Raw genomic sequence first — 23,040 nt, forward strand, 5'->3', positions numbered from 1 at the left:
TCATCAGTCCTTAATGCGCATTGCCAGCCAGCGTGACCACACCATCCGCCCGCTCATGCCCCAGCCAACTGGTCCATCCCAGGCGACACACATTGCGTTCGCCGATATGCAGCGCGCGGATCTCCCCTTCGGCGAGCACCAGGCGCACGTCATATTCCAGCGGTGCGCGCGCGGTTAAGCGCAGCAGTGCACATAAGGGGCGCAGGTCCTCCCCGGTCGGCAGGAACTGGTGAAATCGTTGCCAGTCGAGCCCGAGCAGATGCACGGTGAACTTGCCGCTGCAATCGGTGACCCGACTCCCCAGCACCAGGTCCTGGCCGAGCGTGTGGTTGGCCGCCCCCAGCCGATTGCGCTGCTGTCCGTTGATTGACACGCTGCGTTCAACCCACTGTTCGATGAACAACCGGCGGTGCTTGAAGTAATGGCGCATCACCGTCTCAATCATTGCCGCCGAATGCGCGCGCAGGCTCAGCAGCCCCAGGTAAGGCAGCAGCCGTTTGCAGTCCAGCGCTGCCGCCCGACGAATGTCCTGGCCTCCCAGTCCGATCAAGGCAAACATCTGCGCCGAGAACGCATCACTGGCGCCCCGTCGGAAGCAGGCTCGATAACGATATTTGCGCCAGATCGGCAGCATCAGCCGTTGCAGGCGGTGGTGAAACACGTCCAGGAAATCCCGGGTGGCGTTACCGCCTGACACCTCTGCGTACGCCTGCTCCGCGTAGAACGCGGGCAGTGGTGACCCCGCGCCACATAGCCCGAGGACATTGAGGCGAAGCCGCGCGCGCAATTGACCGTACTCCACAAAAAACTCCACTCGATCGATGTCGTGTCCGGGAAAGCCCAAGCCTGGATTGGCCTGGAATTCCAATTGGTCATACAACGCGTCCTCATCCAGCAGTGGATGGGCATCACGCAAGCGCTCGATCACCTGTAACACCGCCTGGAACAGCGAGTACTCGCGGATGAAACGGGACAGTTCGGTTAAAGCAGGGGCTGCTCGCCCATGCGGGGTGGCCATAGGTACACATCTCCTTGTGTGCTGATCACTCGCAATTCGTGATACGAATTCAAGCTGGCGTACAGCGCAAAAAACTCGTTGAGCACCGAAGCGAATACAAAGGTTTCGCCCTGGCCGAGGAAGCCTTGGGTATCGATCGACAGGTCCACCCGCACACCGCGAATCGGCAGGCCATTGAGCAATCGGTCGACGGCTTCGTGCCGGATGGCGCGCAGCGCTCCCAACCGCTTTGCACTGATCTTCTGCGCCTGGCGGCTGTGATAACGCGGCAGGTCGTAGGTTTCGAGGATGACTTTCAGGGCATTGATATCGGTCAACGACAGGTAGTTGAGCGACAGGTTGCTGATCAGTCGCCACAGGAAGTCCTGGTCCAGGGGCGGAGCAAGACTCGTGGTCGGCACGGTGATATTTCGAAACGCCAGAAATTCCGGGGTCTGCTCGCAGGGCTGGTTGACCTGCCCCACCTGTAGCTGCAGCGGCAGGTTCTGATTGGTGCAGGTCAACTCGATCGACAGTGTTTCCTGTTCGTGCCCCTGGTCACGCTCAAACGCGATCCAGGTGTCGAGACCGGCATGCTGTGCCGATGCACGCTGGCGAAGGCTGTAGCTGGGGGCCATGTTCGAGGCTGGGGTGGCGCTGTCGTGTTCAAAGGACTCGAACGGTACGTAATGCCGATAACCCAGGCCACCCGGGCGCCATCCCGTCACGCTGTCCACGGAAAACACCGCGGCGTTGCCGCGGGTATATTCCCCAGGCACCAGCAGGTACTCATCCTGCTTGCCGTCCAGGCGAACGGGCACGGCATCATGGTTGAACAGATTGACGATGGGGGTGCAATAGAGCTTCACGTTGTCCAGGCCGGGGCGTTGCGGCTCATGCCCCTGGGTGCGCAGTTCAAAACGCATCACCATGCCACGCACCCGTTTGAGCAGTGCCTGGGGCACCCCATGTAACCGATCCAAACCGCTGACATCCACAAACAGGTATTTGTCAGGGAAGGCAAAATACTCCTGCAGCAGGCGATAACCACGGAAGGTATTTACTGGGTAAGGAATCAACGCCTGTTCTTCGCAGAACCCCACCGGGTGTACCTGGCTGGCACACAGCCGCAGCGACATTGCCTGCCCATCGGTCCCGTTGACGGGCTGGCCGTCATCACCGAGAAGCAACAACTCGATGCCGTCGAGATGACGCAGCAGGCCCAGGTACAACCCCTGGCTGACGTGGCGATCCCCGGCCAGGTGCAACCGCAACGTGTCGAACACCAACTCACTGAAATTCCCCGGAGCGCTCATGTCCAACCGCAGGTCCAACAGGGCTCGCTCACCCTGGAAGACATACGTCACGGCGCTCAGTTGCAGCGCCATGACCTGGGTGCTGTAGCAGGTCCGAAAGCGACAGCGCTCGCCATTGATGGCCGCGCTTTCCACTGCGGTGTCGCGCGCCACCCGGACAGCAGGCCCTGCCCGTTTCAACGGATCGAACTGCAAGATGCTGAACGATGGCAGAGGCCGCATGTAGTTGGGCCACAACAACTGCATCAACGAATGGGTCAGTTCGGGTAATTCGTCATCCAGTTTCTGCCGCAGGCGGCCGGTGAGAAACGCAAAGCCTTCGAGCAAACGCTCCACGTCCGGGTCCTGGCCGGCCTCTGCGAGAAACGGTGCCAGGGCTGGATTGCGCTCGGCGAAACGTCGCCCCAGCTGACGCAAGGCACTGAGTTCGCTTTGGTAATAACGATTAAAGGTCATCCGGCGCAACCTCGACCTGCCCACCATCACCCAGAAGCGCACTGAACACCACCGGTTGCCTGATTCCATTGGCGAGCAGCGTGGCCTCGATGGCAAATGCCAGGACCAGGGGATCGCGGTCGCGGGGCAATAGCCTTACGCGCACGTTCGCCAAACGCGGCTCATAGGCCTGGATAAACCGTTCGATCGACAGGCGCGATCGGCTCAATGATTCGTGCAGGCTCAGGCGCAGGTCATTGAGATCCGGCAAGCCGTAGTCGTGCAATGTCTGGACACTGCCCGCACGCGTGCTGAGCATCTTGCCCAGGTGCGTCGCGATGGACGCCACGCTGTTCGCCTGGGCAGGTGCCTGGCCGTCAAGGCGCTCGAATAGGCTGCAGTAATGTGTCATCCCCTGGTGCCTGCTCATTCTTTGTCGAGCTTGCCGACCAGGGACAAGGTGAAATCCGCCCCCATGTACTTGAAGTGAGGTCGCACACTGAGGTTGACGCGGTACCAGCCAGGTTCCCCGTCGACGTCACTGACGACAATACGGGCGGCTCGCAGCGGACGCCGGCCGCGCACTTCGGCGCTGGGGTTTTCCTGGTCCGCCACGTATTGGCGAATCCACTTGTTGAGCTCCAGCTCAAGGTCGGTGCGCTCCTTCCACGAACCCAGTTGTTCGCGCTGCAGCACCTTGAGGTAATGGGCCAACCGGTTGACCACCATCATGTACGGCAACTGGGTACCCAGGCGGTAGTTCAGCTCGGCCTCCCTGCCCTCGGCGCTGGTGCCGAAGTACTTGGGTTTCTGCACGGAACTGGCGGAGAAGAACGCGGCATTGTCACTGCCCTTGCGCATGGTCAGGGCAATAAAGCCTTCCTCGGCCAACTCATATTCGCGACGATCGGAAACCAGCACCTCGGTAGGAATCTTGGTTTCGATTTCGCCCATGCTGTGGAAGTGGTGCAACGGCAGGTCCTCCACCATGCCACCGCTTTGCGGACCGATAATGTTCGGGCACCAGCGAAACCGGGCGAAGCTATCGGTCAGGCGCGTGGCGAACGCGTAGGCAGTATTGCCCCACAGATAGTGTTCGTGGCTGTTGACCACGTTTTCCTGGTAGGCAAAGGTCTTGACCGGGCACTCCGACGGGTCGTAGGGGGTGCGCAGCAGGAACCGTGGCACGGTAAGGCCGATGTAGCGGGCATCTTCGCTCTGGCGAAAGCTCTGCCACTTGGCAAACTGGGGGCCTTCGAAATGATCCTTGAGATCCTTCAGGTCGGGCAGCCCGGTAAAGCTTTCCAAGCCAAAGAACCCCGGCCCGGCAGCCGCGATAAACGGCGCATGGGCCATGCAGGCCACGCTGGAAACGTACTGCATCAGCTTGACATCCGGCGCGCTGGGCGAGAGGAAGTAGTTGGCAATGATGGCGCCTACCGGCTGGCCGCCAAACTGACCGTATTCGGCACTGTAGATGTGTTTATAGAGCCCGGACTGGTTGATTTCCGGCGAGTCTTCAAAATCATCCAACAGGTCCTGCCGCGCGACATTCAGCAGTTCGATCTTGATGTTCTCGCGAAAATTAGTGCGATCGACCAGCAACTGCAGGCCCTTCCACGCGGCTTCAAGCGCCTGGAAATCCGGGTGGTGGAGAATTTCGTCCATCTGCTGGCTGAGCTTGGCATCGATTTCGGCGATCATCCGATCGACCAGGCGTTTCTTGACCGGCTCACCGCTGTTGTGCGGTTTGACCAGCTCTTCGATAAACGCCGAGACCCCGCGCTTGGCGATGCCATACGCCTCGTCGTCAACCGTCAGCAGCGTCTGGGCAATAATGTTGTCAAGGATGCCGCCGTTGTCATCCGTTGATGTGGCCAGCGGTTTATGTTGTGCGCTCATCGTTCAGTGTCCTTTTCCTGAAAAAGTCATACGGTGGAACTGCCCAGCCCCAACTCGGCCAATACCCGAGCACGGGATTCATCATTGGCCAGGGCTTGCTCGATGGCCTTGCGAAAGCTCGGCGTATTCCCCAGTGGCCCCTTCAATGCCATCAACGCTTCACGCAGCGTCATCAGCTTTTTCAGTTCGGGAATCTGCTCCACCAGGCTTGCGGGGTTGAAGTCCTGCATCGAATTGATCCGCACCTGTATGCCCAGCTCTTCAACGTCGGGCGCGTCCTGGAGGCGATTGGGCACGCTGAGCGCCAACTCCAGCGCTTGCTTGGCCAGCACCTCGTCCAGGGTGTTCTTGTCGATACTGATCGGCTTGCGGTCTTCCAGCTTGCGCAAGTCCTCACGCTGGGTGAAATCCCCCAGTACCAACAACTTCAACGGCAGTTCAACTTCTTCCTGTGCGTCTCCAACGGCAGGTTTGAAGGTGATATTGATGCGTTCCTTGGGTGCTACCGAACCTTCTTTGGCCATGGTCTATCTCCTTTTTTTCGAGCGGCTCGAAAGCCTATTCAAGTACCGCTTCCAGGTCGAAGTGGCACAACCTGCGATGGGTGTCTTCCTTGCGCTCCCGCACGGCATGGCTTTGTGGCAACAGGTCGCAGCAGCGATACAGCAACTGCGCCACCTGCAGCGCCAGGCCAGGCTCCCAACGGTCCAGCCCCGCCTGCTGCAGTTCATGATCCAACTGTTCAAGCTGGATTCTCGCCAGCTCGTACTTGCCGGCCAGTACACACAACCGGGCCTGGGCCAAACGCCAATGGAAGCGCGCTCGCTCGCCGCGTGCGGCATGCAGGCCCTGCCTGAGTTCCCCGACGGCGGCCTTGAGCCCGTCCTTGCGCAACCGTGGCATGACATCCTGCAACGCCCTCTCCCACGGCTCGGCGTCGGCATCGATCGATATCTGCGAGGGTGAGGTTCTTTGCAGATGGCGATTCACCTGCAGCGCAATCCAGTCGCGAGTCGCAGCATCCGCAAACGGAACGCCGTCGTGAAAGCAGAACCCGAGGAGGTTCGGCAGGCGTTGCAACAACAGGGCGAGGCTGACTTCCACCTCGGACATCGCCAGATGAGCCTGCAGCGCCTCGAGGCACTCCCACTGCATGCGCAAACCGTCGAACCAGAACATCGCACTGGCCAGGCTCGCTTCAAGCTCAAGCACCAGGTCGGCGTAATGACCTTGGGCAAAACGCTCCTGGTAACGGTTGAGCTTGTCGGATGTGGGGCCACGCAGGCTGGTGATCCCTGCACTGTCGGCGTCGGGGTAACTGACCAGGGGCAGCCAGGCCAGCGTACGGCCCAGGCGCAATGCGCGCAGGTCTGTAGCGTCCTGGCGCAGCCACCAGGTACACAATGGGCGAGCCTGGTCCTGCAGGGTGCGAAGTCGCTTATGTGCGTCTTTTTCGTTATCGATTGCAGCTTCCGGCTTGAGCAATTGAGTCGCTGCCTGCTTGACCTGTGCAACGACCGCCGTCACACCGGCCGGCTCGGGACCGCATTGCGCCGTGCGCGCCAGGCGCTCTGATAATTGCCTGCGAATCGGCAGAAGGAGTGGCGCGTCGCTTCCCAGGCATGCGCTCCAGCATTCATCCAGGCTGGAAAGGTGTTCAAGGATGGCTTGGAACAGTGGTTGCTGATCCGCGATTGCAAGGGTTTGCGCAAACAAGGGCTCAAGGCGCAGCACCAGCCAGCCGAAAGCTGCGCCACGGGTACGCATCTTGGCGGGGTGGACAGCCGCCCAATGCTGTTCGCAAAGATGACGCAGCAGGCCCAGGCCCGCCAGCAAACCAGGAAAGGATTCACGCTGGTACAACGCCCAGGTCAACCATGCCGCGACCCGCAAATCCTTGGAATGCTGACGCAGCACGCCTTCGCTGATGACCCTGACGAGCTGCCAGTCTGGCTGGCTGCCGCCGTGGATCGATTGGGCCTTGGCCAGCTCGGTTTCAAGGGCTTCATATTCGCTGGAGAAGCGCACTTCACTGCCGGCATAACTTGCATCTGAACATGGCGTTCGGGCGACCTCAAGGTAATAAGCGCAAAGCGTGTCTGAGTAAATCATTTTTAACCGCGCACGATTATCCAAGATAGGACCGGCGAACTAACTGCGTATTGGCTGCGCACCAGTAAGCCATGAAGCTTCGTGAAAAACGTGACGAAGCGAGCGAACATTAGTCACGCAAAAAACATTCAGCAAGCAACATGCACCCACTTAAGGAATTTCCTACAATCACCATAAAACCTGGCCTGCGCAGCAATTTGCGCAGTTTAATCCGTTGCAAAACACCCTGACTGCTCGCACTTCATTGATTAGAGCGGCCCAAACAGAACAAGCAACTAATTGCGCACTTAAGCGCAAATACCAGCCGTTAATATCGCCCCCGCCTCCCCGCAACTTATAAAATACAAGCGCACGCCACATCGAACCCCTTATTTCATTGGAGTTCCAACTTTCAGGCACGCTTCTTGTTATAGGGGTTTTGCCCATCCGGCCCGTCGCCGAATGGAACTCCCTATCAATAAGGCAAGGAAACCCGACATGCCAACACCCGCGTATCTTTCTATTACCGGTGTCAAGCAAGGTTTGATAACGGCAGGCACTTTTACCCAGCCTGAATTCATAGAATAAGCGCAACGCTTGAAACGAGAGGCAGAGAGCCAGCCACCGGTAGAATCCAGGCTCTCACACCGAAGGATTCAAGCGCAGATGACTACGCATTACCGGCAGCTGACTCAGGGACAACGTTACCAGATTGAGGCTGGCTTGAGCGCCGCAGAGAGCCAGGCGAGCATTGCAAAGCGGGTCGGCGTGCATCCCTCGACGATCAGTCGCGAGGTTCGCCGCAACAGCACCCAGAATATCTACAAGGCTGTTTCTGCGGCCCATGAAAGTGATGCTCGTCGAGCGGGTGCGCGCAAGTTTTGCAAGCCGGCGACATGGCTCAGCCATCATCTCCCGGTGTGGCTCAAGCATGGCATGAGTCCGGAGCAGATCGCCCAGCGGTTGAAGCAGGAGCAGCCAAGCCGGGCGGTCAGCCATGAGTGGATTTATCGGTTCATTGCCGCCGAACAGCGCGCCGGTGGTGAGCTTTATACCTATCTGCGACATCGCCGAAAGCGCTACCGGAAACGCTATGGAAGCCACGATCGGCGCGGGCAGCTGCGTAATCGCGTGTCAATCAGTGAACGCCCAGCCGAGGTCGAAAGCCGCGAGCGCCTGGGGGACTGGGAGGGCGATACGGTACATGGACTGGGCGGTAACCTGGTGACCCTGGTTGATCGCAAAAGCGGCTATCTGAGCGCCTATCCGGTCAAGCGCAGAACGCGCCGGCAGGTAACGCGGGCGATCAATCTGATGCTTCAGGGCCATGCCGCTCACACGCTGACGCTGGATAACGGAAGGGAGTTTGCCGGGCATGAACGCATCGCGCTACGGAGCCAGTGCCAGGTCTTTTTTGCAGACCCCTATTCATCCTGGCAACGTGGCACCAATGAAAACACCAACGGTCTGCTCCGCCAGTATTTCCCCAAGGGCAGCGACTTCAGCAAGCTGACCGTCGAAGCCGTCAATCGGACAGTAGCGAGGATCAATCTACGCCCGCGCAAGCGCTTGGGCTGGAAGACGCCGTACGAAGTGCATACAGGGGTGAGCGTTGCACTTATGTGTTGAATTCAGGCAGGACTCGGTAGGTGGCATTTACCAGGAAGGTCATGAGGACCAGATTCTCGTGCAGGCGTTTGCTCACCAGGTAATCATTCCCCGCGACCCGCAATCGGGCCAACCGACGGGGCAGAGGGTGCATAAACCGTTGATGATCAGCAAGGTCTTCGACAAGTCATCGCCATTGCTCTTCAGCGCCCTCACCAGCGGCGAAGAGGTCAAGTGCCGACTGGAGTGGCTGCGGACCTCAGCGGCAGGCACGCAGGAGCACTACTTCACCATCGAACTCGAAGGGGCGACCATCGTCGACATCCAGTCGCGCATGCCCAATTGCCAGGACCCGGACAACGCGCATTTCACCCACCTCGAAGACGTCTACTTCAGCTATCGCAAGATCACTTGGACCCATGAGGTCTCCGGTACATCCGGCTCGGACGACTGGCGCAGCCCGGCGGCCGGCTGACCCGGCCTGATGCGCAAACGGCTGCCAGGGACGGCGCCGTTTCTGCGCGACACTCAGACCATCGACAGGGGGTGCTTGCGCTTGGGCGCGCCGAACACCCGGTCGATGGCCTCCAGATCGTGTTCATCCAGCACCAGGTTCGCGGCGCTGGCGTTAAGGCGCACGTGTTCGGGCGTCACGGCCTTGGGGATGGCAATCACCCCCTCCTGGCGCAACACCCACGCCAAGGCCACCTGGGCAGGCGTGACCTCATGAAGGTGAGCGATGTGCTTGAGCGTCTGGCTGGATAGCAGCCCACCCCCCTGGGCAATCGGACAATAAGCCATCAATGGCAAGTGATGCTGTTGCCACCATGGCAGCAGGTCGAATTCGATACCGCGCTCTTCAATGTTGTAGAGCACCTGGTTGGTGGCGCAGGCCGGGGAAGCAAGTTCCTGCAGGTCGGCGACATCGAAATTGGACACGCCCCAGCGGCCGATTTTGCCGGCTTCGCGCAGCCGCTCGAAGGCCTCGACCGTTTCTTCAAGCGGATACTGGCCGCGCCAATGCAGCAGATACAGATCGATGTAATCAGTCCCCAAGCGCCGGAGGCTGGCCTCGCAAGCACGGGGGACACCCTTGTGGCTGGCGTTATGGGGGTAGACCTTGCTCACCAGGAACACCTCGTCACGCTTGCCGCGAATGGCCTCGCCGACCACCTCCTCGGCCCCCCCTTCGCCGTACATTTCGGCGGTATCGATCAGGGTCATGCCCTCGTCGATCCCCAGTTGCAACGCGGCGACTTCGGCGCGGCGCTGGTCGGGGTTCTCGCCCATGCGCCAGGTTCCCTGGCCGATGACAGGGACGGGAACGCCGGCCAGATCAATGGTTCGCATGACAATCTCCTGATGAGTTCGCGGGTTAACAGTGTGGCATTGGCCGGACAAAAGGGTTCAATCGAAGTATGGTTGCCCTTTGCCAAGCTGCCAGGAAGGACCTGCAATGCTGTTTGTCGTGATGCTCGGGGGCAAGCACCCCCGCGCCCGGATCGAAGTCCATGATGTGGTATTCGCCGTGGCGGATACGTTGGAAGGCACCTACCCGCAATTGCGCGACGCCTGGTTTGGCAGCCCCAAGGGTGTGCATATCGATGCCTGGATGGCCGTGGAGGGTGTCGATGGCTGGACAGTCGAGCTCAGCCCCCTGGCACCCCAGGCCGGGGCGCAACATCTGTATTTCATCAACCTGGGCGGCTATGAAGCCCACAGCTTTGGCGAAGCCCATCACTACCTGCTGGTGGTCGCGCCCAACAAACAGGCAGCCAAAGCCAAGGGTCAGCGACAGATGCTGCGCCACTGGTCCCAGGCTCACACCGACGGGGTATTGGATATCGATGACTGCCTCCCCATCGACCTGGTGGACGGCCGCTATGTCCACCTTGTGCAGGGGCCGCACCGGCCAATCGTGCAGCAGAACGACTATATCGTGCTGCCCTGATCGCCGTGCTGGCTCACCTAAGGACGTGCACTGCAACTACCGGAGCTCTCACCCAAGGTCGATGGGCTACGCGACTCGCGATCACCAACTGCCGGACGCCCCGCCGCCGCCGCTGGAACCGCCACCTCCCGACGAACTGCTGCTGGAACTTGAGCTGCTGGCGCTCGAACCGGAACCGCTGCCCGAGCTCGATCCCGACCCAACGCTGGCCTTGCCAAAGATAAACAGCGCCACGAATGAGGCAATCGGGATCGCAAACAGCCAGCCATCACGCCCGCGCTCGAACAGCACGCCCGCCACCACGTACACCGCCACCGCCGCCAGCGCTCGCGCAACACATCCCACGCGGCTGCGTTTCCAGGCATCTTTCATGATGACAAACAGGATCAGGTACATCCCCAGCACCACCAATGCGCCCAGGGGAAACGCCAGCCAGTGGATGAAATCGACATCCACGTAACGATCCGTCACTACCAGCCCGGCAATGTAGGCCAGCAGGCCCAGCACGCCATAAAACACCGTGCGCGCCATCCACAATGCACCGAATGTGGCACCGCCGATCAGCAGGGTCAGCGGTAACAACAGTAGGTACACCGGCCAATCCTGACCACCGGCGAACACCGCCAGCAGCACCGTCACCGCGACCGCGACCACCAGCGCCCGGCGCCATGGCAGCTTGCCGGCGCTGATCAACACGCCGCCGATGGCGCCCACGATGAACGCCAGCAATACCGCGATTGCCGGAGGCGGCAGCCCCGGGCTGGCCACCTTCGGCAGGTCGCCACCCTCGACCAGCACGCTGAGGTCGTCCACACCCTGTTGGATACCCCCCGCGTAGTCGCCCTGGCGAAGCGCCGGAGTGATGTGTTCTTCGATGATGCGGTGGGCCAACAGGTCGGTGACGGTACCTTCCAGGCCATACCCCACTTCGATGCGCACCTTGCGATCGTCCTTGGCCACCAGCAACAGGATGCCGTCGTTGACGTCCTTGCGCCCCAGCTTCCAGGCGCGGAACAGTTGGTTGGTGAAGTCTTCGAGGCTGTCGCGGCCGGTGCTGGGTACCAGCAACACGGCTATCTGCGCGCCCTTGCGTTGTTCGAGGGCCGCGAGCTGGTCGGTCAGGCGGCGGATGGCCGTCGCATCGAGGGTATTGGTGAGGTCGATCACGCGCTGGTCCAGCGCGACCTTGATCGGGCTCGCAGGTGCCGTGTCGGCCTGGGCGGTGCTGATCAACAGGGTGACAGCCAGCAGGGCCAGCAGACTCAAGGCGGATCGCCGCAACCACAGCATCATGTTTTGTTACCTGAAGTGTCTTCCTTGGGCTGCCGACTTTACCCTATCGGTGCTAGACCGGGTGCAGCCCATGGCGTTGAGGCCCCAAATGAACCTGTCGGTACTCGGCACGCCTACACCGGAATCGCGTACACCGTGCCTTGCATGATCGGCTCCACACGCCCGGTCAACAGCACACCACCCTGCCCGTCCCACTGCACGGTGAGCGTGCCGCCGTCGCAGTGCACTTCAACCGTATCGTCCAGCAAACCACGGCGGATACCATTTACCACCGCCCCGCAGCAGCACGACCCGGAACCCAGCGGTACACCGCCGCCCCGCTCCCAGATGCGCAGGCGGATATGGCGGCGATCCAGTACCTGGACAAAATGAACATTGGTCCTGGCCGGGAATAACGGGTGAACTTCCAGGGCGGGGCCCAGCGCTTCGACGTCGACGGCAGCGATATCCTCGACAAAGAACGTGCAGTGTGGATTCCCCATGCTGCACGCGGCCGGGCTGCCGCTGATCGGCAAGGTTCGGGTATCCAGCGGCTCGGCGAGCGGCACTGCGGCCCAGTCCAGCGATGGCGCGCCCATATTGACCGACACCCGCTGCCCCGCCACCCGCACGCACGTCAGCAACCCGCGCTCAGTGCGCAATACGATCGAATCGGTGCCGGTTTCCTGCATCAAGCGGTCGGCCACCCCCCGAGTGGCACTGCCACAGGCCTCAAGGGGCGTGCCATTGGGGTTCCAGAACTTGATACGCGCAGCGGCATCGGCGCAGTCGAGCACCACGGCCAGTTGGTTGAAACCGATACCGGTGTGGCGATTGCCCAGGCAGCGGGCAACCTGCGCGGTGATCGGGTCGTCCTGGCCACGGCGGTCGATGATGATGAAATCATCGCCATGAGCATGCATTTTCACGAACGGCAAGGTCATGCTGGGCTCCTAGGGTCGACCGGTGGGTGAACAGGAGGATACCCTGAACCGGCCCTCCGGACTTATCGAGATAGAACCATGCTTATCGTCTTCAGCGGCCTTCCCGGAACCGGAAAGACCACCATCGCCCGTGAACTCGCGCGCCAGACTCGCGCGGTTTACCTGCGCATCGACGTGATCGAGCAGGCGATTCGCAATGCCGGCGTGCTGGCGGCAGATGTGGGCACGAGCGGCTATGGGGTGGCCAATGCGCTGGCGCTGAGTCATCTGCAACTGGGTCATACGGTGATAGCCGATTGCGTGAATCCGGTCCGGGAAAGCCGATCTGCATGGGCGAACGTGGCCACGCAGGCTAGCGTGGACGTGCTCGACATCCAGGTGATCTGCTCTGACCCACAGGTCCATCAACGCCGCGTGGAAACCCGCTCAGGCGACATCGCCGGCCTGGTTCCGCCCACCTGGCAGTCGGTCCTGGACCATGAGTATGAGGCTTGGGATGAAGCGCCATGGACCCTCGACACGGCGCTGCTGACGGTGAACCAGGCCGTCACCCTGGTGATTGCGCGCCTCGCTTCTACAGGGCTTGGGAACCCATAGCCTTCATCAACACCAGATCGCGCCCGTAGATATCCGGCGCATACACCAGCCCGCCCTGGCGATCCACTTCCACCGTCCAGTAGCCCAGTAACACCGGCACCGGCGTGGCCAGTCGGAATTCATGGGTCACACCCGTGGCCAGCAATTCATCGGTGCGAGCACGTTCCGCCGGCGTCACCAGCAGGTCGCGCAGCAGCAGCGGTTGCTCGACCCGCACGCAACCGGAGCTGAACGCGCGCGGGCCTTTGGTGAACAGTGGCTGGCTGGGGGTGTCGTGCAGGTACACCGAATACGGGTTGGGGAAGCGCATCACGATCTTGCCCAACGGGTTGCGCGGGCCGGCTTCCTGGCGCAGCAGGATGTTGCCGGGGCGTGCCCAGTCGATCTGTTCGGGGGCCAGCGGGTGGCCTTCGGCGTCGAGCACTTGCAGGTTCTGCTGGCGCAGGTACTCGGGGTTGAGCCGAATCGCCGGGAGTTTGTCCTCACGCATGATGGTCGGCGGGATGGTCCAAGTGGGGTTGAGGGTCAGCCGGGTGATGCGCGATTTGAGCAGCGGTGTCTGGCGCTCGGCACGCCCGACTTGCAGGCGGGTTTGCCACACGGGAATGCCGCTCTGGTAAACGCTCAGTTGTGCGGCGGCCACGTTGACCAGCACGCCCTCGGGTTCCAGGTCCTGGCTCAGCCAGCGAAAGCGCTCCAGGTTGATGCGCAATTGTTCGCGACGAATCGCTGGGCTGATATTGAGTTCGGCCACGGTGCCCGCGCCAATCACGCCATCGGATTGCAAGGAGTGGCTGAGCTGGAAGGCTTTGACGGCCGTGACCAGTTCATCCCGGTATTGCCTGCCGTTGCCGGCGGGAGCCTGGGCCAGGTAGCCGCCGCTGTATAAGCGCCGCGCCAATTCTGGAACCCGTGGGTCTTCCATGCCGGGGCGCAGCAACGGGCCGCTGGCGACCGCTTCCCAGTGCGGCAACGGTTGTTGGCGCGCCGTGGAGTAAACATTGCGCAGGCTGCGATACAAGTCGGCGCTGGGACGGGCTTGGTCAAACGCCTGGGCCATATCGTGCAGGCCGGTGGCGGCAAACCCCAGCACTTCGGTGTTGGGGTCACGGGCGGGAGGCTGGGCATGCCACAGCGGTTCGAAGCGCGATTGTTGCAGGCGCCCGTAGTGCAGGTCTTGCAAGGCTTGCAGGTACTGGCGGCTGGTGTCGATATCGTTGCACAGCACGTTCGCCGTGGCATTCGCCGGGGGCAGGCTATAGTGGGTGGGGTCCAGGCCGTCATCGGCCAGCATCAGCAACTGAGATTGCAGGGCCTGGCGGCGTTCGTCGGCGGACCACAGCGGTACATCACCCTGCTGCTGGTAGAACGCCTGCAGGCGCGATTGCAAGGCGGCGTCGATCCGGGGGGCAAGTTCGGGGCAAACCCCAGGCAACTGCGCAAGGGCCTGCTGTATGGGGGCCGAGTTGACCGGACTGGGCGCCGTCACTGGCAATGAATCCACCATCAGCGCGTCGGCTGTCGCGACCAATGGTGCAACGAGCAAGCAAATGCTCACGTAATATGCGTGTTTTTTGAACAATGGCTTTGCTCCAATCCACAGCGGGGGGATGTACTGTAGATGCTGACTTTTATGTGCCGTCTCGGCCTTATCACTGTGAGCCTGGCAATGTTGAGCAGTGTTGCGCTCGCCGCCAATGGCAACCCTCCTTCCTTGTATAACAGCCTGGCGCGCTCGGCTCCAGAACTCAATCCCACAGTACTGAAAAGCGCCCTGAGCGCCGTGCAGTGTGCGATCAATAATGGCGAGGAACGTTCCGAGCGCCTGGCTGTGATTGACTATTCCCAACCTTCGACCGCCCGTCGGCTGTGGATCTTCGACTTGCGCAAGAAAACCCTGGTGCTGCGCGACCTGGTGGCCCATGGCGCGAAGTCCGGGGAAAACTTCGCCACCCAATTTTCCAATCGCGAGGGCAGCCACCAGTCCAGCCTGGGGCTGTTCCGCACCCAGGAAAGTTACCTGGGCACCCATGGCTACTCGCTGCGCATGGATGGCCTGGAGCCGGGCTTCAATGACCAGGCCCGCGACCGCGCGCTGGTGATTCATGCCGCCGACTACGTAAGCCCGCTGTGGAGCAAGCGCGAAGGCCGTATCGGCCGCAGCCAGGGGTGCCCGGCAGTGCGCCCGCAGGTAGCACGCCAGGTCGTGGATAAACTCAAGGACGGGCAGTTCATGTTCTCGTGGTACCCCGACCAGCGCTGGTTGAAGTCCTCGACGTACCTCAACTGTAAACCCCAACAGGTGGCAAGTAGTCGTACAATCCGTGGCGGCTAACCTGTCCCACCGATAAAAGAGAGCGTCGCATGCTGCTACATAAGTCCACCTGGATCGAGATCGAGCAGTTCCTGGAGCGCAGTCGCACGGTAGTGATCCCCATCGGCTCCAACGAGCAGCACGGCCCCACGGGCCTGCTCGGCACCGACTGGATGTGCCCGGAGATCATCGCCCATCAAGCCCAAGAGAACGCCGACATCCTGATCGGCCCGACCTTCAATATCGGCATGGCCCAGCACCACCTGGGCTTCCCCGGCACCATCTCTCTGCGCCCTTCCACCTTTATTGCCGCGATTGGCGACTGGGTGCGCTCGCTGGCCGGGCATGGTTTCGAGAAGATCCTGTTCCTCAACGGCCACGGCGGCAATATCGCCACGATTGAAGCGGCCTTTTCCGAGCTGTACGCCGAAGCCAGCTACGCCCGCCGCCCGGCCGGGTTCGCGCTGAAGCTGGTGAACTGGTGGGACCTGGAAGGCGTCAACGACCTGGCCCATCGGCAGTTCCCGGTAGGTCATGGCAGCCATGCCACGCCGTCGGAAATTGCGGTGACGCAGTGGGCTTATCCGGAGTCGATCAAGACTGCCGCGTATTCGCCGCAGATCGCCAATACCGGGCCGATCCGTGAAGCACTGGACTTCCGCGCCCGCTTCCCCGACGGGCGCATGGGTTCCGACCCGGCCCTGGCGACGGTGGAGAAAGGCGCAGAATTGGTGGCGTTGGCGGCTCAAGGGCTGGTCAAGACGGTCGACAGCTTCAGCCACGAAGCAAAACCCTAGGCGTTACATCAATCAGACTGCGGGAGAGGGCAACCCCCTCCCACGCAAGGTCTTGCGTGATCAGTGATTACTGGCATTCCTTGGCGGCCAGTTCGAGGCGCGAAGGGGTGATGGTCGACGCCAACGGCTTGCGCTCATACAGGAACACCTTGGTGCTGTCCTGGGACTTGTAGGCTTCCAGCACATCATCGGCGGCGATCTTGCTGGTCAGCACCACCTTGGCGTGGCGCGAGTTCTGCGTCACGGTCGAGGTGATGTCGTGCTTTTCAAGCTTGGGCAATACACATTGCACATAGCCTTCGGGGGTTTTGGCGGTTTGCAGGGTCAAGCTCGGCGAATTCGGCGCGGAGACACAACCGGCCAGCAACAAAGAAGCGACAGCCAGAACCGGTACAAAAAAAGAGCGCATACAAAATCCTGAAAAATAGAAATAGAAATAGAAAAGGAAAAATTTACATCAACCTGCTTGGACCAGCGCCTTGAGCGATGCATCAAACTGCTTCAAGGCATCTTGTTGCACATCACGCTGCTGCTCGATCTGCGCCGCAATCTCCGGCGCGGCCTTGTCATGCACCCACACCGACGGCACTTGCTTGTGCACCGAACCTTCAGCCTTGGCGATGTATTGCAGGTTCGCATCATAGAACCGCGCAATAAACCGCGCCTCGACCTGGTCGTTTTGCTGGGTCAGCAACTGGTTATGGGTATCGAGCATCACCACCACATCAGGATGAGCCTGCACCAAGGCATCCAGGCTGTCGTAGAACGTCACCGACAGGAAGGTACCTTGCAGCGAGTTCATCAACCAGTCGATCGCCAGTTCAGGGTCGGAGCTGTTAACGAACGCCTCGCGGATACGTGCATCAAGGCTGCCCTTGGCACCGTTCATGGCCATCGTGTGGTAGCGCTCAAGGTAGTTGAGGTTGTCGAGCGTATTTTCGCTGTACAGCACCCCAACCGACTGCGTGCGGCGCAGAGAGTCTACGCTAGCGTCGATAGGTAGCAAATGGCTGCTACGCAGGTCATCGGCAATTGCCGGGGTGGTCATGCCCACAACCCCCAGCATCAGGGTCATCATAGCCAGCTGGATAAACGTCCTCATCGCGCGATTTCCTTGAACGGCGTGTCGATGGGGATGATTTTCCGCTTTTCATGAAAAAACAGAACTTGCGATCTTCGATGGTGACTATCATCTGAACCGATAGTGCTGAACATAAAATTTATAAGGACCATGCCATGAAGCCCCACCAGAAAACCTTCGACCGGATCCGCGATGCCGTATTGCCGGAGTTTCGCGATCGGGTCGCCGATTACCTGGTTGACTATGAACAGGTGCTGCAGGACCCGATGGCCGACCCGGACCACGTCTATGCCAGTGCCCAGCAGCTACGCGGTTACCTGCGCGGCTTGAACACCACGCGGGTCCTGGGCATGGCCGATTGGGAAGAGTTGGACCGCCGCGTGGCGCAGGAATGGCCTAAAGCACGGGTCTTGGCAGATTGACCCAGGCTTGCACCGAGGGGCGCTGCCACTGGCGCCGGGCATAGTCCACCAACTCGGCAGGTACGCTGTCACCGTTGAGGATCAGGCGGTTGAGCATCACTGCAAGGTCTACGTCGGCAATCGACCACTCCCCGAACAAGTACGGCGGGTTCCCCGCCAACAACACCTGCGCCGCGTCGATCAACTTGCGCGCGGCGGCTTCGGCCGGCGCTGACAACGGCGGCATCGCTTGCCCGTAGAACACCACCAGCGTCGAACGCTCCTGGCGAATCGGCAGCAAATCGCTGCGCAACCACGCCTGCACCTGCCGCGCCCTCGCCCGCTGCTTGGGATCAGCCGGGTAGACCGGCGTCTCGGGGTAAGCCTGCTCCAGGTACTCGCTGATCGCGGACGATTCCGACAAGGCAAAGTCGCCCTCCACCAGAGTCGGCACCCGTTGGGTCACAGACAACTGGGCAAAGTCCTCCGCCTGGTTGTGCCCGGCGTCCAGGTCGAGGGTGACCATGTCGAAGGCCAGGCCTTTTTCGCGCAGGGTGACAAACACCGACATCGCATAGGGGCTGGTGAACAGCGAATCAACGTAAAGACGCAACGGACCTTGGCTCATGGGACGATCTCCTTGGATGAGCCCCCACGCTACGAGATGCGCCGCCATAAAGACAATGCAGGGTTTTTATGGGGGCATTCCCGAGAGGAATAACAGCGCGACGGGCCGTCGATCAGCCGGCGAAACCACCGGCCTTGAGGAAGGCGTGCTCCGAGTCGGTGGTCTGCCTGGCCAGCACGTCATTGCGATGGGGAAAGCGCCCGAACCGCTCGATGATGGCGGCGTGCTCCTTGGCCCAGCGATAGGTGTTGGCATCCAGTGCCTGGTTCAGGGCCAGGGAGCGTTGCTGATCCTGCGGGTTTTCCGAGTGTTCAAACGGCAAGTAGCAGAACGCGCGCAACGCGGGTTCGATCAATTGATCCAGCCCCGTGTCGACGATGCGCTGGGCATACAGGCGCGCCAACGGGTCGGTGGCGAACATATGCGCGGTTCCCCGAAAGGCATTGCGCGGATATTGATCGAGCAGGATCAGCAAGGCCAGGCCGCCCTCCGCTGTGTCCAGCCAGCCTTCCAGCTCGCGCCGGGCGGCTTGCAGGTGGGTGGCGCGGAACGTGTCGCCAAAGCTGGCATCGAAGGCCGCGTCCTTGGCGAACCAGCGCTTGGGGCCGGCTTGCTGCCAGAAAGCGATGACGGATTGCGGGGTGTGGATTACCGCGTTGTTGCGAGTACTCACGATCAGCCTCTCCCTTGCTTGTGTTCCTCACAGTGAACCAGAAGGACTGCGTGGCTGAAACCTTAACCGTCAGCAGCGCAGGCATTTGCGTTATAGGATAACATCCAGTTTTTTCGCCCGGCCCTGTGATTTCTGCTTATGACCGACACTGTTCCCCTGCGCCAACGCCTGCTCTCCATCGACGCCCTGCGCGGCCTGGTGATCCTGTTCATGCTCCTCGACCACGTACGCGAAACCTTCCTGTTGCACCGACAGGTCACCGACCCGATGAGCCTCGACAGCACCGAGCCTGCACTGTTCGCGAGCCGCACCCTCGCCCATCTGTGTGCGCCGGTGTTCGTACTGCTCACCGGGCTGTCCGCCTGGTTGTACGGTCAGAAATACACGGGCCGTCGCGATGTGTCAGCGTTCCTGTTCAAGCGTGGGCTGTTCCTGGTGGTGCTGGAATTTACCCTGGTCAACTTCGCCTGGACCTTCCAGCTGCTGCCCAGCGTGATCTATCTGCAGGTGATCTGGGCGATCGGCATCAGCATGATCGCCCTCGCCGCGCTGGTCTGGTTGCCGCGCCCGCTGTTGATCGCGCTGGCGCTGGTGATCATCGGCGGGCATAACCTGCTGGATGGGCTGCACTTCGATCCAGGCTCGGCGCTGCATGTTCCGTGGACGATCCTGCATGAGCGCAGTTGGATTGAAGTGTCCGACACCCTGCGCCTGCGCACGACCTACCCGGTGCTGCCGTGGATCGGTGTGATTGCCCTGGGTTACGGTCTGGGCCCGTGGTTTGCCAATGCCGCATTGCCGGCCGTGCGCCAGCGCCATTTGCTGTTCGGCGGTGTGGGTGCGTTGGCGGGGTTCGTGCTGTTGCGTGCGCTCAATGGCTATGGCGAAAAGCCCTGGCAGGCGTATGACAGCGGCATGCAGACGCTGATGAGCTTTTTCAACGTGACCAAGTACCCACCTTCGCTGCTGTTCCTGGCGTTGACGTTGGGGGTTGGGCTGTTGCTGTTGCTGGCGTTTGAACGCGCGGGGCATCGATGCTGGATCAACGTGTTAGCGGTGTTTGGTTGCGTGCCGATGTTCTTTTATCTGCTGCATCTTTATGTGCTGAAAGTGCTGTATGTCGCCTGTGTGGCGCTGTTTGGCTTGAACCATGGCAACTACTTCGGTTTCGACAGTATCGGTGCGGTGTGGCTGATGGCGTTGGTGCTGCCCCTGGCGCTCTACCCGCCCGTGCACTGGTTCGCCAGGCTCAAGGCCCGGCGCCGCGACCTGGCGTGGCTCAAATACCTCTGACCTGGTACAGACTGAATGTGATGCCAGTCAGTTACGCGTACATGGCCTTTTGTAGGAGCGAGCTTGCTCGCGAAAAACATCAACGATAACGCGTGTTCCCTGAATCAACGCGGCGCCTGTGAGTTTTTCGCGAGCAAGCTCGCTCCTACAAAAAAGCCTTTGGGCAAGCCCGCTCGCCACAGGTTACTTGTGCCCTTTCTGTTTTGTAAGGTTTTAAGCCAACTCAGCCCGTAGCTGGCGAGCCGCGGTGACCATATGAATCAACGCCGCTTCCGTCTCCGGCCAACCCCGTGTCTTCAACCCGCAATCCGGGTTCACCCACAAGCGTTCGGCCGGAATGCGCTGGGCCGCCTTGCGCAGCAGGTTGGCCATTTCCGAGGCATCCGGCACCCTTGGCGAGTGGATGTCGTAGACGCCCGGGCCGATGTCGTTGGGGTAGGCGAAGGCTTCGAACGCACGCAGCAGTTCCATGTCCGAGCGTGAGGTTTCGATGGTGATCACGTCGGCATCCATCGCCGCGATGGACTCGATCACATCGTTGAACTCGCTATAGCACATATGGGTATGGATCTGGGTTTCATCGCGCACGCCCGAGGCGCACAGGCGGAACACTTCGGTGGCCCAGTCCAGGTAGGGCTGCCACTGCGCACGACGCAACGGCAGACCTTCACGGAACGCCGCTTCGTCAATCTGCACGATCTGGATGCCAGCGGCTTCCAAGTCCAGCACTTCATCACGAATCGCCAACGCCAGTTGCCGAGCCTGCACTTCGCGGCTCACGTCCTCGCGCGGGAAGGACCACATCAGCATGGTCACCGGGCCAGTCAGCATGCCCTTCATCACCTTGTGGGTCAGGCCCTGGGCGTAGCGGATCCACTCCACCGTCATCGCCTTCGGACGGCTCAGGTCACCGAAGATCACCGCCGGTTTTACGCAGCGCGAACCGTAGCTCTGGACCCAGCCGAAGCGTGTGAACACGTAGCCGTCCAGTTGCTCGGCGAAGTACTCGACCATGTCGTTACGCTCGGCTTCACCGTGTACCAGCACGTCCAGGCCGAGGTTTTCCTGGACCTCGACGGCATGCTTGATCTCGCTGTGCATCGCTTCGACGTATTCGGCTTCGCTCAGCTTGCCTTGCTTGTAGGACTGGCGCGCCAGGCGGATCGACGCGGTTTGCGGGAACGAACCGATGGTGGTGGTGGGGAACAGCGGCAGGTTGAGGCGCGCGCGCTGTTTGTCGATACGCTGGGCAAACGGCGACTGACGTTGGCTGTCCTGGGCGGTGATCGCTGCCACGCGAGCTTGCACCGCGGGCTTGTGAATACGCCGCGAGGTCGCTCGGGCAGCCTGTACGGCGCGGCTTTGCGCCAGGGCGGCGAGCACATCGGGGGCTTCGGGTTCGTTCACCGCGCGGGCCAGTACCGCGACTTCGGCACACTTCTGCACGGCGAACGCCAGCCAGCTTTTCAACTCGGCATCCAATTGGTCTTCGCGGCCCACGTCCACGGGGCTGTGCAACAGCGAACAGGACGGCGCCACCCACAGGCGATCGCCGAGTTTTTCATGGGCATGCTGCAAGGTCGCCAGGGCTTTCTCCAGGTCGCAGCGCCAGACATTGCGGCCATTGACCACCCCCAGGGACAACACCTTATAGGCCGGCAGGCGATCGAGGATGGTCGGGTACTGGTCCGGCGCACGTACCAGGTCGATATGCAAACCGTCGACCGGCAGGCTAGCCGCCAGGCCAAGGTTCTCTTCCAGGCCGCCGAAATAGGTGGCCACCAGCTTTTTCAGCGGGTCGCGCTGGATCAGGTTATAGGCGCGCTCAAATGCGTTTTTCCAGGCCTGTGGCAGGTCGAGGACCAGAATCGGCTCATCGATCTGCACCCACTCCACGCCCAACTCCGCCAGGCGCTGGAAGATCTGGCCGTACAACGGCAGCAGGCGCTCGAGCAGGTCGAGCTTGTCGAAGTCACCGCCCTTGGCCTTGCCCAGCCACAGGTAAGTCAACGGGCCGATCACCACCGGCTTGACCGTATGGCCAAGCTCACGGGCTTCCTGCACTTCCTCGAACAGCTGGTCCCAGCCGAGGTGGAACTGCTGGTCAACGCTGAACTCGGGTACCAGGTAGTGGTAATTGGTGTCGAACCACTTGGTCATTTCCTCGGCGTGTGCCCCCCCACAACAGCTGTCGCTGACGCCACGGGCCATGCCGAACAGGGTGTGCAGGGTGGCCTGGCCATCGGCGGGACGGAAACGCTCGGGGATCACGCCGAACATCAGCGAGTGGGTCAACACCTGGTCGTACCAGGCGAAATCGCCGGCGGGCAACAGGTCAATACCGGCCTGCTGTTGCAACGCCCAATGGGTCTTGCGCAGCTCACGGCCGACAGCCCGCAGGCCAGCTTCGTCGAGTTCGCCCTTCCAGAACGCTTCCTGCGCTTTTTTCAGTTCACGATCGCGTCCAATGCGCGGAAATCCGAGGGAATGAGCGACTGCCATGACTTACAACTCCACTGTAGGTATTAATGGCAGCCATTGTCGGCAGACGGTGATAGTGAGACAAACTCATTTTATTCCTGATGATCACAAGATTCACTCATGTTAATGCGGCCATGCCACACTCGTGGCGCCGGGCAGCCTGAACATCCCCCCTTGTAGGAGCGAGCTTGCTCGCGAAGAACGCCAACGATCACGCGGGCTGCGTGACGGTCCGCGGCGCACTTAGGTTTTTCGCGCG

22 protein-coding genes and 2 pseudogenes are annotated in these 23,040 nt (G+C 61.0%); 9 read left to right on the forward strand and 15 right to left on the reverse strand.

Annotation, left to right across the window (positions count from 1 at the left end; genetic code table 11):
* Positions 1-10: 10 nt before the first annotated feature.
* From tssG to tssA, 6 genes are read right to left on the reverse strand one after another with little or no spacing between them, the layout of a single operon-like run.
* Positions 11-1,018: a type VI secretion system baseplate subunit TssG gene (gene tssG / locus AB7933_RS19970; protein ID WP_024075951.1), complete on the reverse strand. Its 1,008-nt coding sequence runs from the start codon at positions 1,016-1,018 to the stop codon at positions 11-13.
* Positions 982-2,769: a type VI secretion system baseplate subunit TssF gene (gene tssF / locus AB7933_RS19975; protein WP_024075952.1), complete on the reverse strand. Its 1,788-nt coding sequence runs from the start codon at positions 2,767-2,769 to the stop codon at positions 982-984. The genes tssG and tssF overlap by 37 nt, the downstream gene beginning before the upstream one ends.
* The gene (gene tssE, locus AB7933_RS19980; RefSeq protein WP_024075953.1) at positions 2,759-3,160 is read right to left on the reverse strand and encodes a type VI secretion system baseplate subunit TssE; all 402 of its coding nucleotides are present in this window, start codon (positions 3,158-3,160) and stop codon (positions 2,759-2,761) included. The genes tssF and tssE overlap by 11 nt, the downstream gene beginning before the upstream one ends.
* A gap of 14 nt (positions 3,161-3,174) precedes the next feature.
* Entirely contained in the window at positions 3,175-4,650 is a 1,476-nt protein-coding gene (gene tssC, locus AB7933_RS19985; RefSeq protein WP_024075954.1) for a type VI secretion system contractile sheath large subunit, read from the reverse strand.
* 26 nt (positions 4,651-4,676) lie between these two features.
* Positions 4,677-5,174, reverse strand: a complete 498-nt coding sequence (tssB, locus tag AB7933_RS19990) for a type VI secretion system contractile sheath small subunit (RefSeq protein ID WP_024075955.1) — start codon at positions 5,172-5,174, stop codon at positions 4,677-4,679.
* Positions 5,175-5,208: 34 nt separating this feature from the next.
* Positions 5,209-6,762 carry a type VI secretion system protein TssA gene (gene tssA / locus AB7933_RS19995; protein WP_081730343.1) on the reverse strand — a complete coding sequence of 518 codons (1,554 nt, stop codon included), beginning with the start codon at positions 6,760-6,762 and terminating at the stop codon, positions 5,209-5,211.
* A 477-nt stretch (positions 6,763-7,239) separates the two neighbouring features.
* Here tssA and AB7933_RS20000 point away from each other — a divergent pair.
* From AB7933_RS20000 to AB7933_RS20010, 3 genes and pseudogenes are all read left to right on the forward strand, one after another.
* Positions 7,240-7,311: pseudogene (locus AB7933_RS20000) on the forward strand (type VI secretion system tube protein Hcp); the annotation flags it as partial.
* A gap of 96 nt (positions 7,312-7,407) precedes the next feature.
* Positions 7,408-8,370, forward strand: coding sequence for an IS30-like element ISPpu17 family transposase (locus AB7933_RS20005; RefSeq protein WP_004577240.1), 963 nt, complete (start codon positions 7,408-7,410; stop codon positions 8,368-8,370).
* 1 nt (position 8,371) lies between these two features.
* Positions 8,372-8,824 (forward strand): annotated as a pseudogene (locus AB7933_RS20010) (Hcp family type VI secretion system effector); the annotation flags it as partial.
* Positions 8,825-8,877: 53 nt separating this feature from the next.
* Here AB7933_RS20010 and AB7933_RS20015 read toward each other — a convergent pair.
* Positions 8,878-9,699, reverse strand: coding sequence for an aldo/keto reductase (locus tag AB7933_RS20015; RefSeq protein ID WP_024075958.1), 822 nt, complete (start codon positions 9,697-9,699; stop codon positions 8,878-8,880).
* Between the two features lie 106 nt (positions 9,700-9,805).
* On the opposite strand from AB7933_RS20015, the gene AB7933_RS20020 reads away from it, so the two are divergent.
* Positions 9,806-10,300 (forward strand): DUF1543 domain-containing protein, encoded by a 495-nt coding sequence (locus AB7933_RS20020; RefSeq protein WP_024075959.1) that lies wholly within the window; start codon positions 9,806-9,808, stop codon positions 10,298-10,300.
* An 81-nt stretch (positions 10,301-10,381) separates the two neighbouring features.
* Here AB7933_RS20020 and AB7933_RS20025 read toward each other — a convergent pair whose 3' ends face one another.
* Positions 10,382-11,593 carry a TPM domain-containing protein gene (locus AB7933_RS20025; RefSeq protein WP_024075960.1) on the reverse strand — a complete coding sequence of 404 codons (1,212 nt, stop codon included), beginning with the start codon at positions 11,591-11,593 and terminating at the stop codon, positions 10,382-10,384.
* A 113-nt stretch (positions 11,594-11,706) separates the two neighbouring features.
* Complete coding sequence (dapF, locus tag AB7933_RS20030) at positions 11,707-12,516, reverse strand: diaminopimelate epimerase (protein WP_024075961.1); 810 nt, start codon at positions 12,514-12,516, stop codon at positions 11,707-11,709.
* Positions 12,517-12,594: 78 nt separating this feature from the next.
* On the opposite strand from dapF, the gene AB7933_RS20035 reads away from it, so the two are divergent.
* Positions 12,595-13,113, forward strand: a complete 519-nt coding sequence (locus AB7933_RS20035) for an AAA family ATPase (RefSeq protein WP_024075962.1) — start codon at positions 12,595-12,597, stop codon at positions 13,111-13,113.
* Here AB7933_RS20035 and AB7933_RS20040 read toward each other — a convergent pair.
* On the reverse strand, positions 13,091-14,695 hold the full coding sequence (locus tag AB7933_RS20040) for a L,D-transpeptidase family protein (protein ID WP_024075963.1): 1,605 nt from the start codon (positions 14,693-14,695) through the stop codon (positions 13,091-13,093). The two genes, AB7933_RS20035 and AB7933_RS20040, sit on opposite strands and share 23 nt — an antisense overlap.
* 39 nt (positions 14,696-14,734) lie before the next feature.
* On the opposite strand from AB7933_RS20040, the gene AB7933_RS20045 reads away from it, so the two are divergent.
* Positions 14,735-15,448: a murein L,D-transpeptidase catalytic domain family protein gene (locus AB7933_RS20045; RefSeq protein WP_024075964.1), complete on the forward strand. Its 714-nt coding sequence runs from the start codon at positions 14,735-14,737 to the stop codon at positions 15,446-15,448.
* Between the two features lie 29 nt (positions 15,449-15,477).
* Positions 15,478-16,224: a creatininase family protein gene (locus tag AB7933_RS20050; RefSeq protein WP_024075965.1), complete on the forward strand. Its 747-nt coding sequence runs from the start codon at positions 15,478-15,480 to the stop codon at positions 16,222-16,224.
* 67 nt (positions 16,225-16,291) lie between these two features.
* Here AB7933_RS20050 and AB7933_RS20055 read toward each other — a convergent pair whose 3' ends face one another.
* Positions 16,292-16,633 (reverse strand): hypothetical protein, encoded by a 342-nt coding sequence (locus AB7933_RS20055; protein ID WP_024075966.1) that lies wholly within the window; start codon positions 16,631-16,633, stop codon positions 16,292-16,294.
* A gap of 48 nt (positions 16,634-16,681) precedes the next feature.
* The gene (locus tag AB7933_RS20060; RefSeq protein WP_024075967.1) at positions 16,682-17,326 is read right to left on the reverse strand and encodes a hypothetical protein; all 645 of its coding nucleotides are present in this window, start codon (positions 17,324-17,326) and stop codon (positions 16,682-16,684) included.
* Positions 17,327-17,460: 134 nt separating this feature from the next.
* Between AB7933_RS20060 and AB7933_RS20065 the strand changes: the two genes are divergently transcribed.
* A complete protein-coding gene (locus AB7933_RS20065; protein WP_024075968.1) occupies positions 17,461-17,727 on the forward strand; it encodes a hypothetical protein in 267 nt (88 codons plus the stop codon).
* Here the strand turns inward: AB7933_RS20065 and yfcF are convergent.
* A complete protein-coding gene (gene yfcF, locus AB7933_RS20070; RefSeq protein WP_024075969.1) occupies positions 17,702-18,334 on the reverse strand; it encodes a glutathione transferase in 633 nt (210 codons plus the stop codon). The two genes, AB7933_RS20065 and yfcF, sit on opposite strands and share 26 nt — an antisense overlap.
* A 112-nt stretch (positions 18,335-18,446) precedes the next feature.
* Positions 18,447-18,983 carry a DUF924 family protein gene (locus AB7933_RS20075; protein ID WP_041161238.1) on the reverse strand — a complete coding sequence of 179 codons (537 nt, stop codon included), beginning with the start codon at positions 18,981-18,983 and terminating at the stop codon, positions 18,447-18,449.
* 162 nt (positions 18,984-19,145) lie between these two features.
* Between AB7933_RS20075 and AB7933_RS20080 the strand changes: the two genes are divergently transcribed.
* The gene (locus AB7933_RS20080; protein ID WP_024075971.1) at positions 19,146-20,300 is read left to right on the forward strand and encodes a DUF1624 domain-containing protein; all 1,155 of its coding nucleotides are present in this window, start codon (positions 19,146-19,148) and stop codon (positions 20,298-20,300) included.
* Positions 20,301-20,513: 213 nt separating this feature from the next.
* On the opposite strand, the gene metE is transcribed toward AB7933_RS20080, so the two are convergent.
* Positions 20,514-22,802: a 5-methyltetrahydropteroyltriglutamate--homocysteine S-methyltransferase gene (gene metE / locus AB7933_RS20085; RefSeq protein WP_024075972.1), complete on the reverse strand. Its 2,289-nt coding sequence runs from the start codon at positions 22,800-22,802 to the stop codon at positions 20,514-20,516.
* Positions 22,803-23,040: the final 238 nt, after the last annotated feature.

This window comes from Pseudomonas gorinensis (assembly GCF_042015035.1).
GTDB lineage: Bacteria > Pseudomonadota > Gammaproteobacteria > Pseudomonadales > Pseudomonadaceae > Aquipseudomonas > Aquipseudomonas gorinensis.

Excerpts from the sequence above, each read along its gene's own strand:
- tssA (WP_081730343.1), bottom strand. The coding sequence starts at position 6,762 with ATGATTTACTCAGACACGCTTTGCGCTTATTACCTTGAGGTCGCCCGA.
- tssE (WP_024075953.1), bottom strand. The coding sequence starts at position 3,160 with ATGACACATTACTGCAGCCTATTCGAGCGCCTTGACGGCCAGGCACCT.
- AB7933_RS20055 (WP_024075966.1), bottom strand. The coding sequence starts at position 16,633 with ATGCGCTCTTTTTTTGTACCGGTTCTGGCTGTCGCTTCTTTGTTGCTG.
- AB7933_RS20050 (WP_024075965.1), top strand. The coding sequence starts at position 15,478 with ATGCTGCTACATAAGTCCACCTGGATCGAGATCGAGCAGTTCCTGGAG.
- tssF (WP_024075952.1), bottom strand. The coding sequence starts at position 2,769 with ATGACCTTTAATCGTTATTACCAAAGCGAACTCAGTGCCTTGCGTCAG.
- yfcF (WP_024075969.1), bottom strand. The coding sequence starts at position 18,334 with ATGAGCCAAGGTCCGTTGCGTCTTTACGTTGATTCGCTGTTCACCAGC.
- dapF (WP_024075961.1), bottom strand. The coding sequence starts at position 12,516 with ATGACCTTGCCGTTCGTGAAAATGCATGCTCATGGCGATGATTTCATC.
- AB7933_RS20005 (WP_004577240.1), top strand. The coding sequence starts at position 7,408 with ATGACTACGCATTACCGGCAGCTGACTCAGGGACAACGTTACCAGATT.
- AB7933_RS20015 (WP_024075958.1), bottom strand. The coding sequence starts at position 9,699 with ATGCGAACCATTGATCTGGCCGGCGTTCCCGTCCCTGTCATCGGCCAG.
- tssB (WP_024075955.1), bottom strand. The coding sequence starts at position 5,174 with ATGGCCAAAGAAGGTTCGGTAGCACCCAAGGAACGCATCAATATCACC.
- tssG (WP_024075951.1), bottom strand. The coding sequence starts at position 1,018 with ATGGCCACCCCGCATGGGCGAGCAGCCCCTGCTTTAACCGAACTGTCC.
- tssC (WP_024075954.1), bottom strand. The coding sequence starts at position 4,650 with ATGAGCGCACAACATAAACCGCTGGCCACATCAACGGATGACAACGGC.
- AB7933_RS20080 (WP_024075971.1), top strand. The coding sequence starts at position 19,146 with ATGACCGACACTGTTCCCCTGCGCCAACGCCTGCTCTCCATCGACGCC.
- AB7933_RS20020 (WP_024075959.1), top strand. The coding sequence starts at position 9,806 with ATGCTGTTTGTCGTGATGCTCGGGGGCAAGCACCCCCGCGCCCGGATC.
- AB7933_RS20045 (WP_024075964.1), top strand. The coding sequence starts at position 14,735 with ATGCTGACTTTTATGTGCCGTCTCGGCCTTATCACTGTGAGCCTGGCA.
- AB7933_RS20060 (WP_024075967.1), bottom strand. The coding sequence starts at position 17,326 with ATGAGGACGTTTATCCAGCTGGCTATGATGACCCTGATGCTGGGGGTT.
- metE (WP_024075972.1), bottom strand. The coding sequence starts at position 22,802 with ATGGCAGTCGCTCATTCCCTCGGATTTCCGCGCATTGGACGCGATCGT.
- AB7933_RS20035 (WP_024075962.1), top strand. The coding sequence starts at position 12,595 with ATGCTTATCGTCTTCAGCGGCCTTCCCGGAACCGGAAAGACCACCATC.
- AB7933_RS20025 (WP_024075960.1), bottom strand. The coding sequence starts at position 11,593 with ATGATGCTGTGGTTGCGGCGATCCGCCTTGAGTCTGCTGGCCCTGCTG.
- AB7933_RS20065 (WP_024075968.1), top strand. The coding sequence starts at position 17,461 with ATGAAGCCCCACCAGAAAACCTTCGACCGGATCCGCGATGCCGTATTG.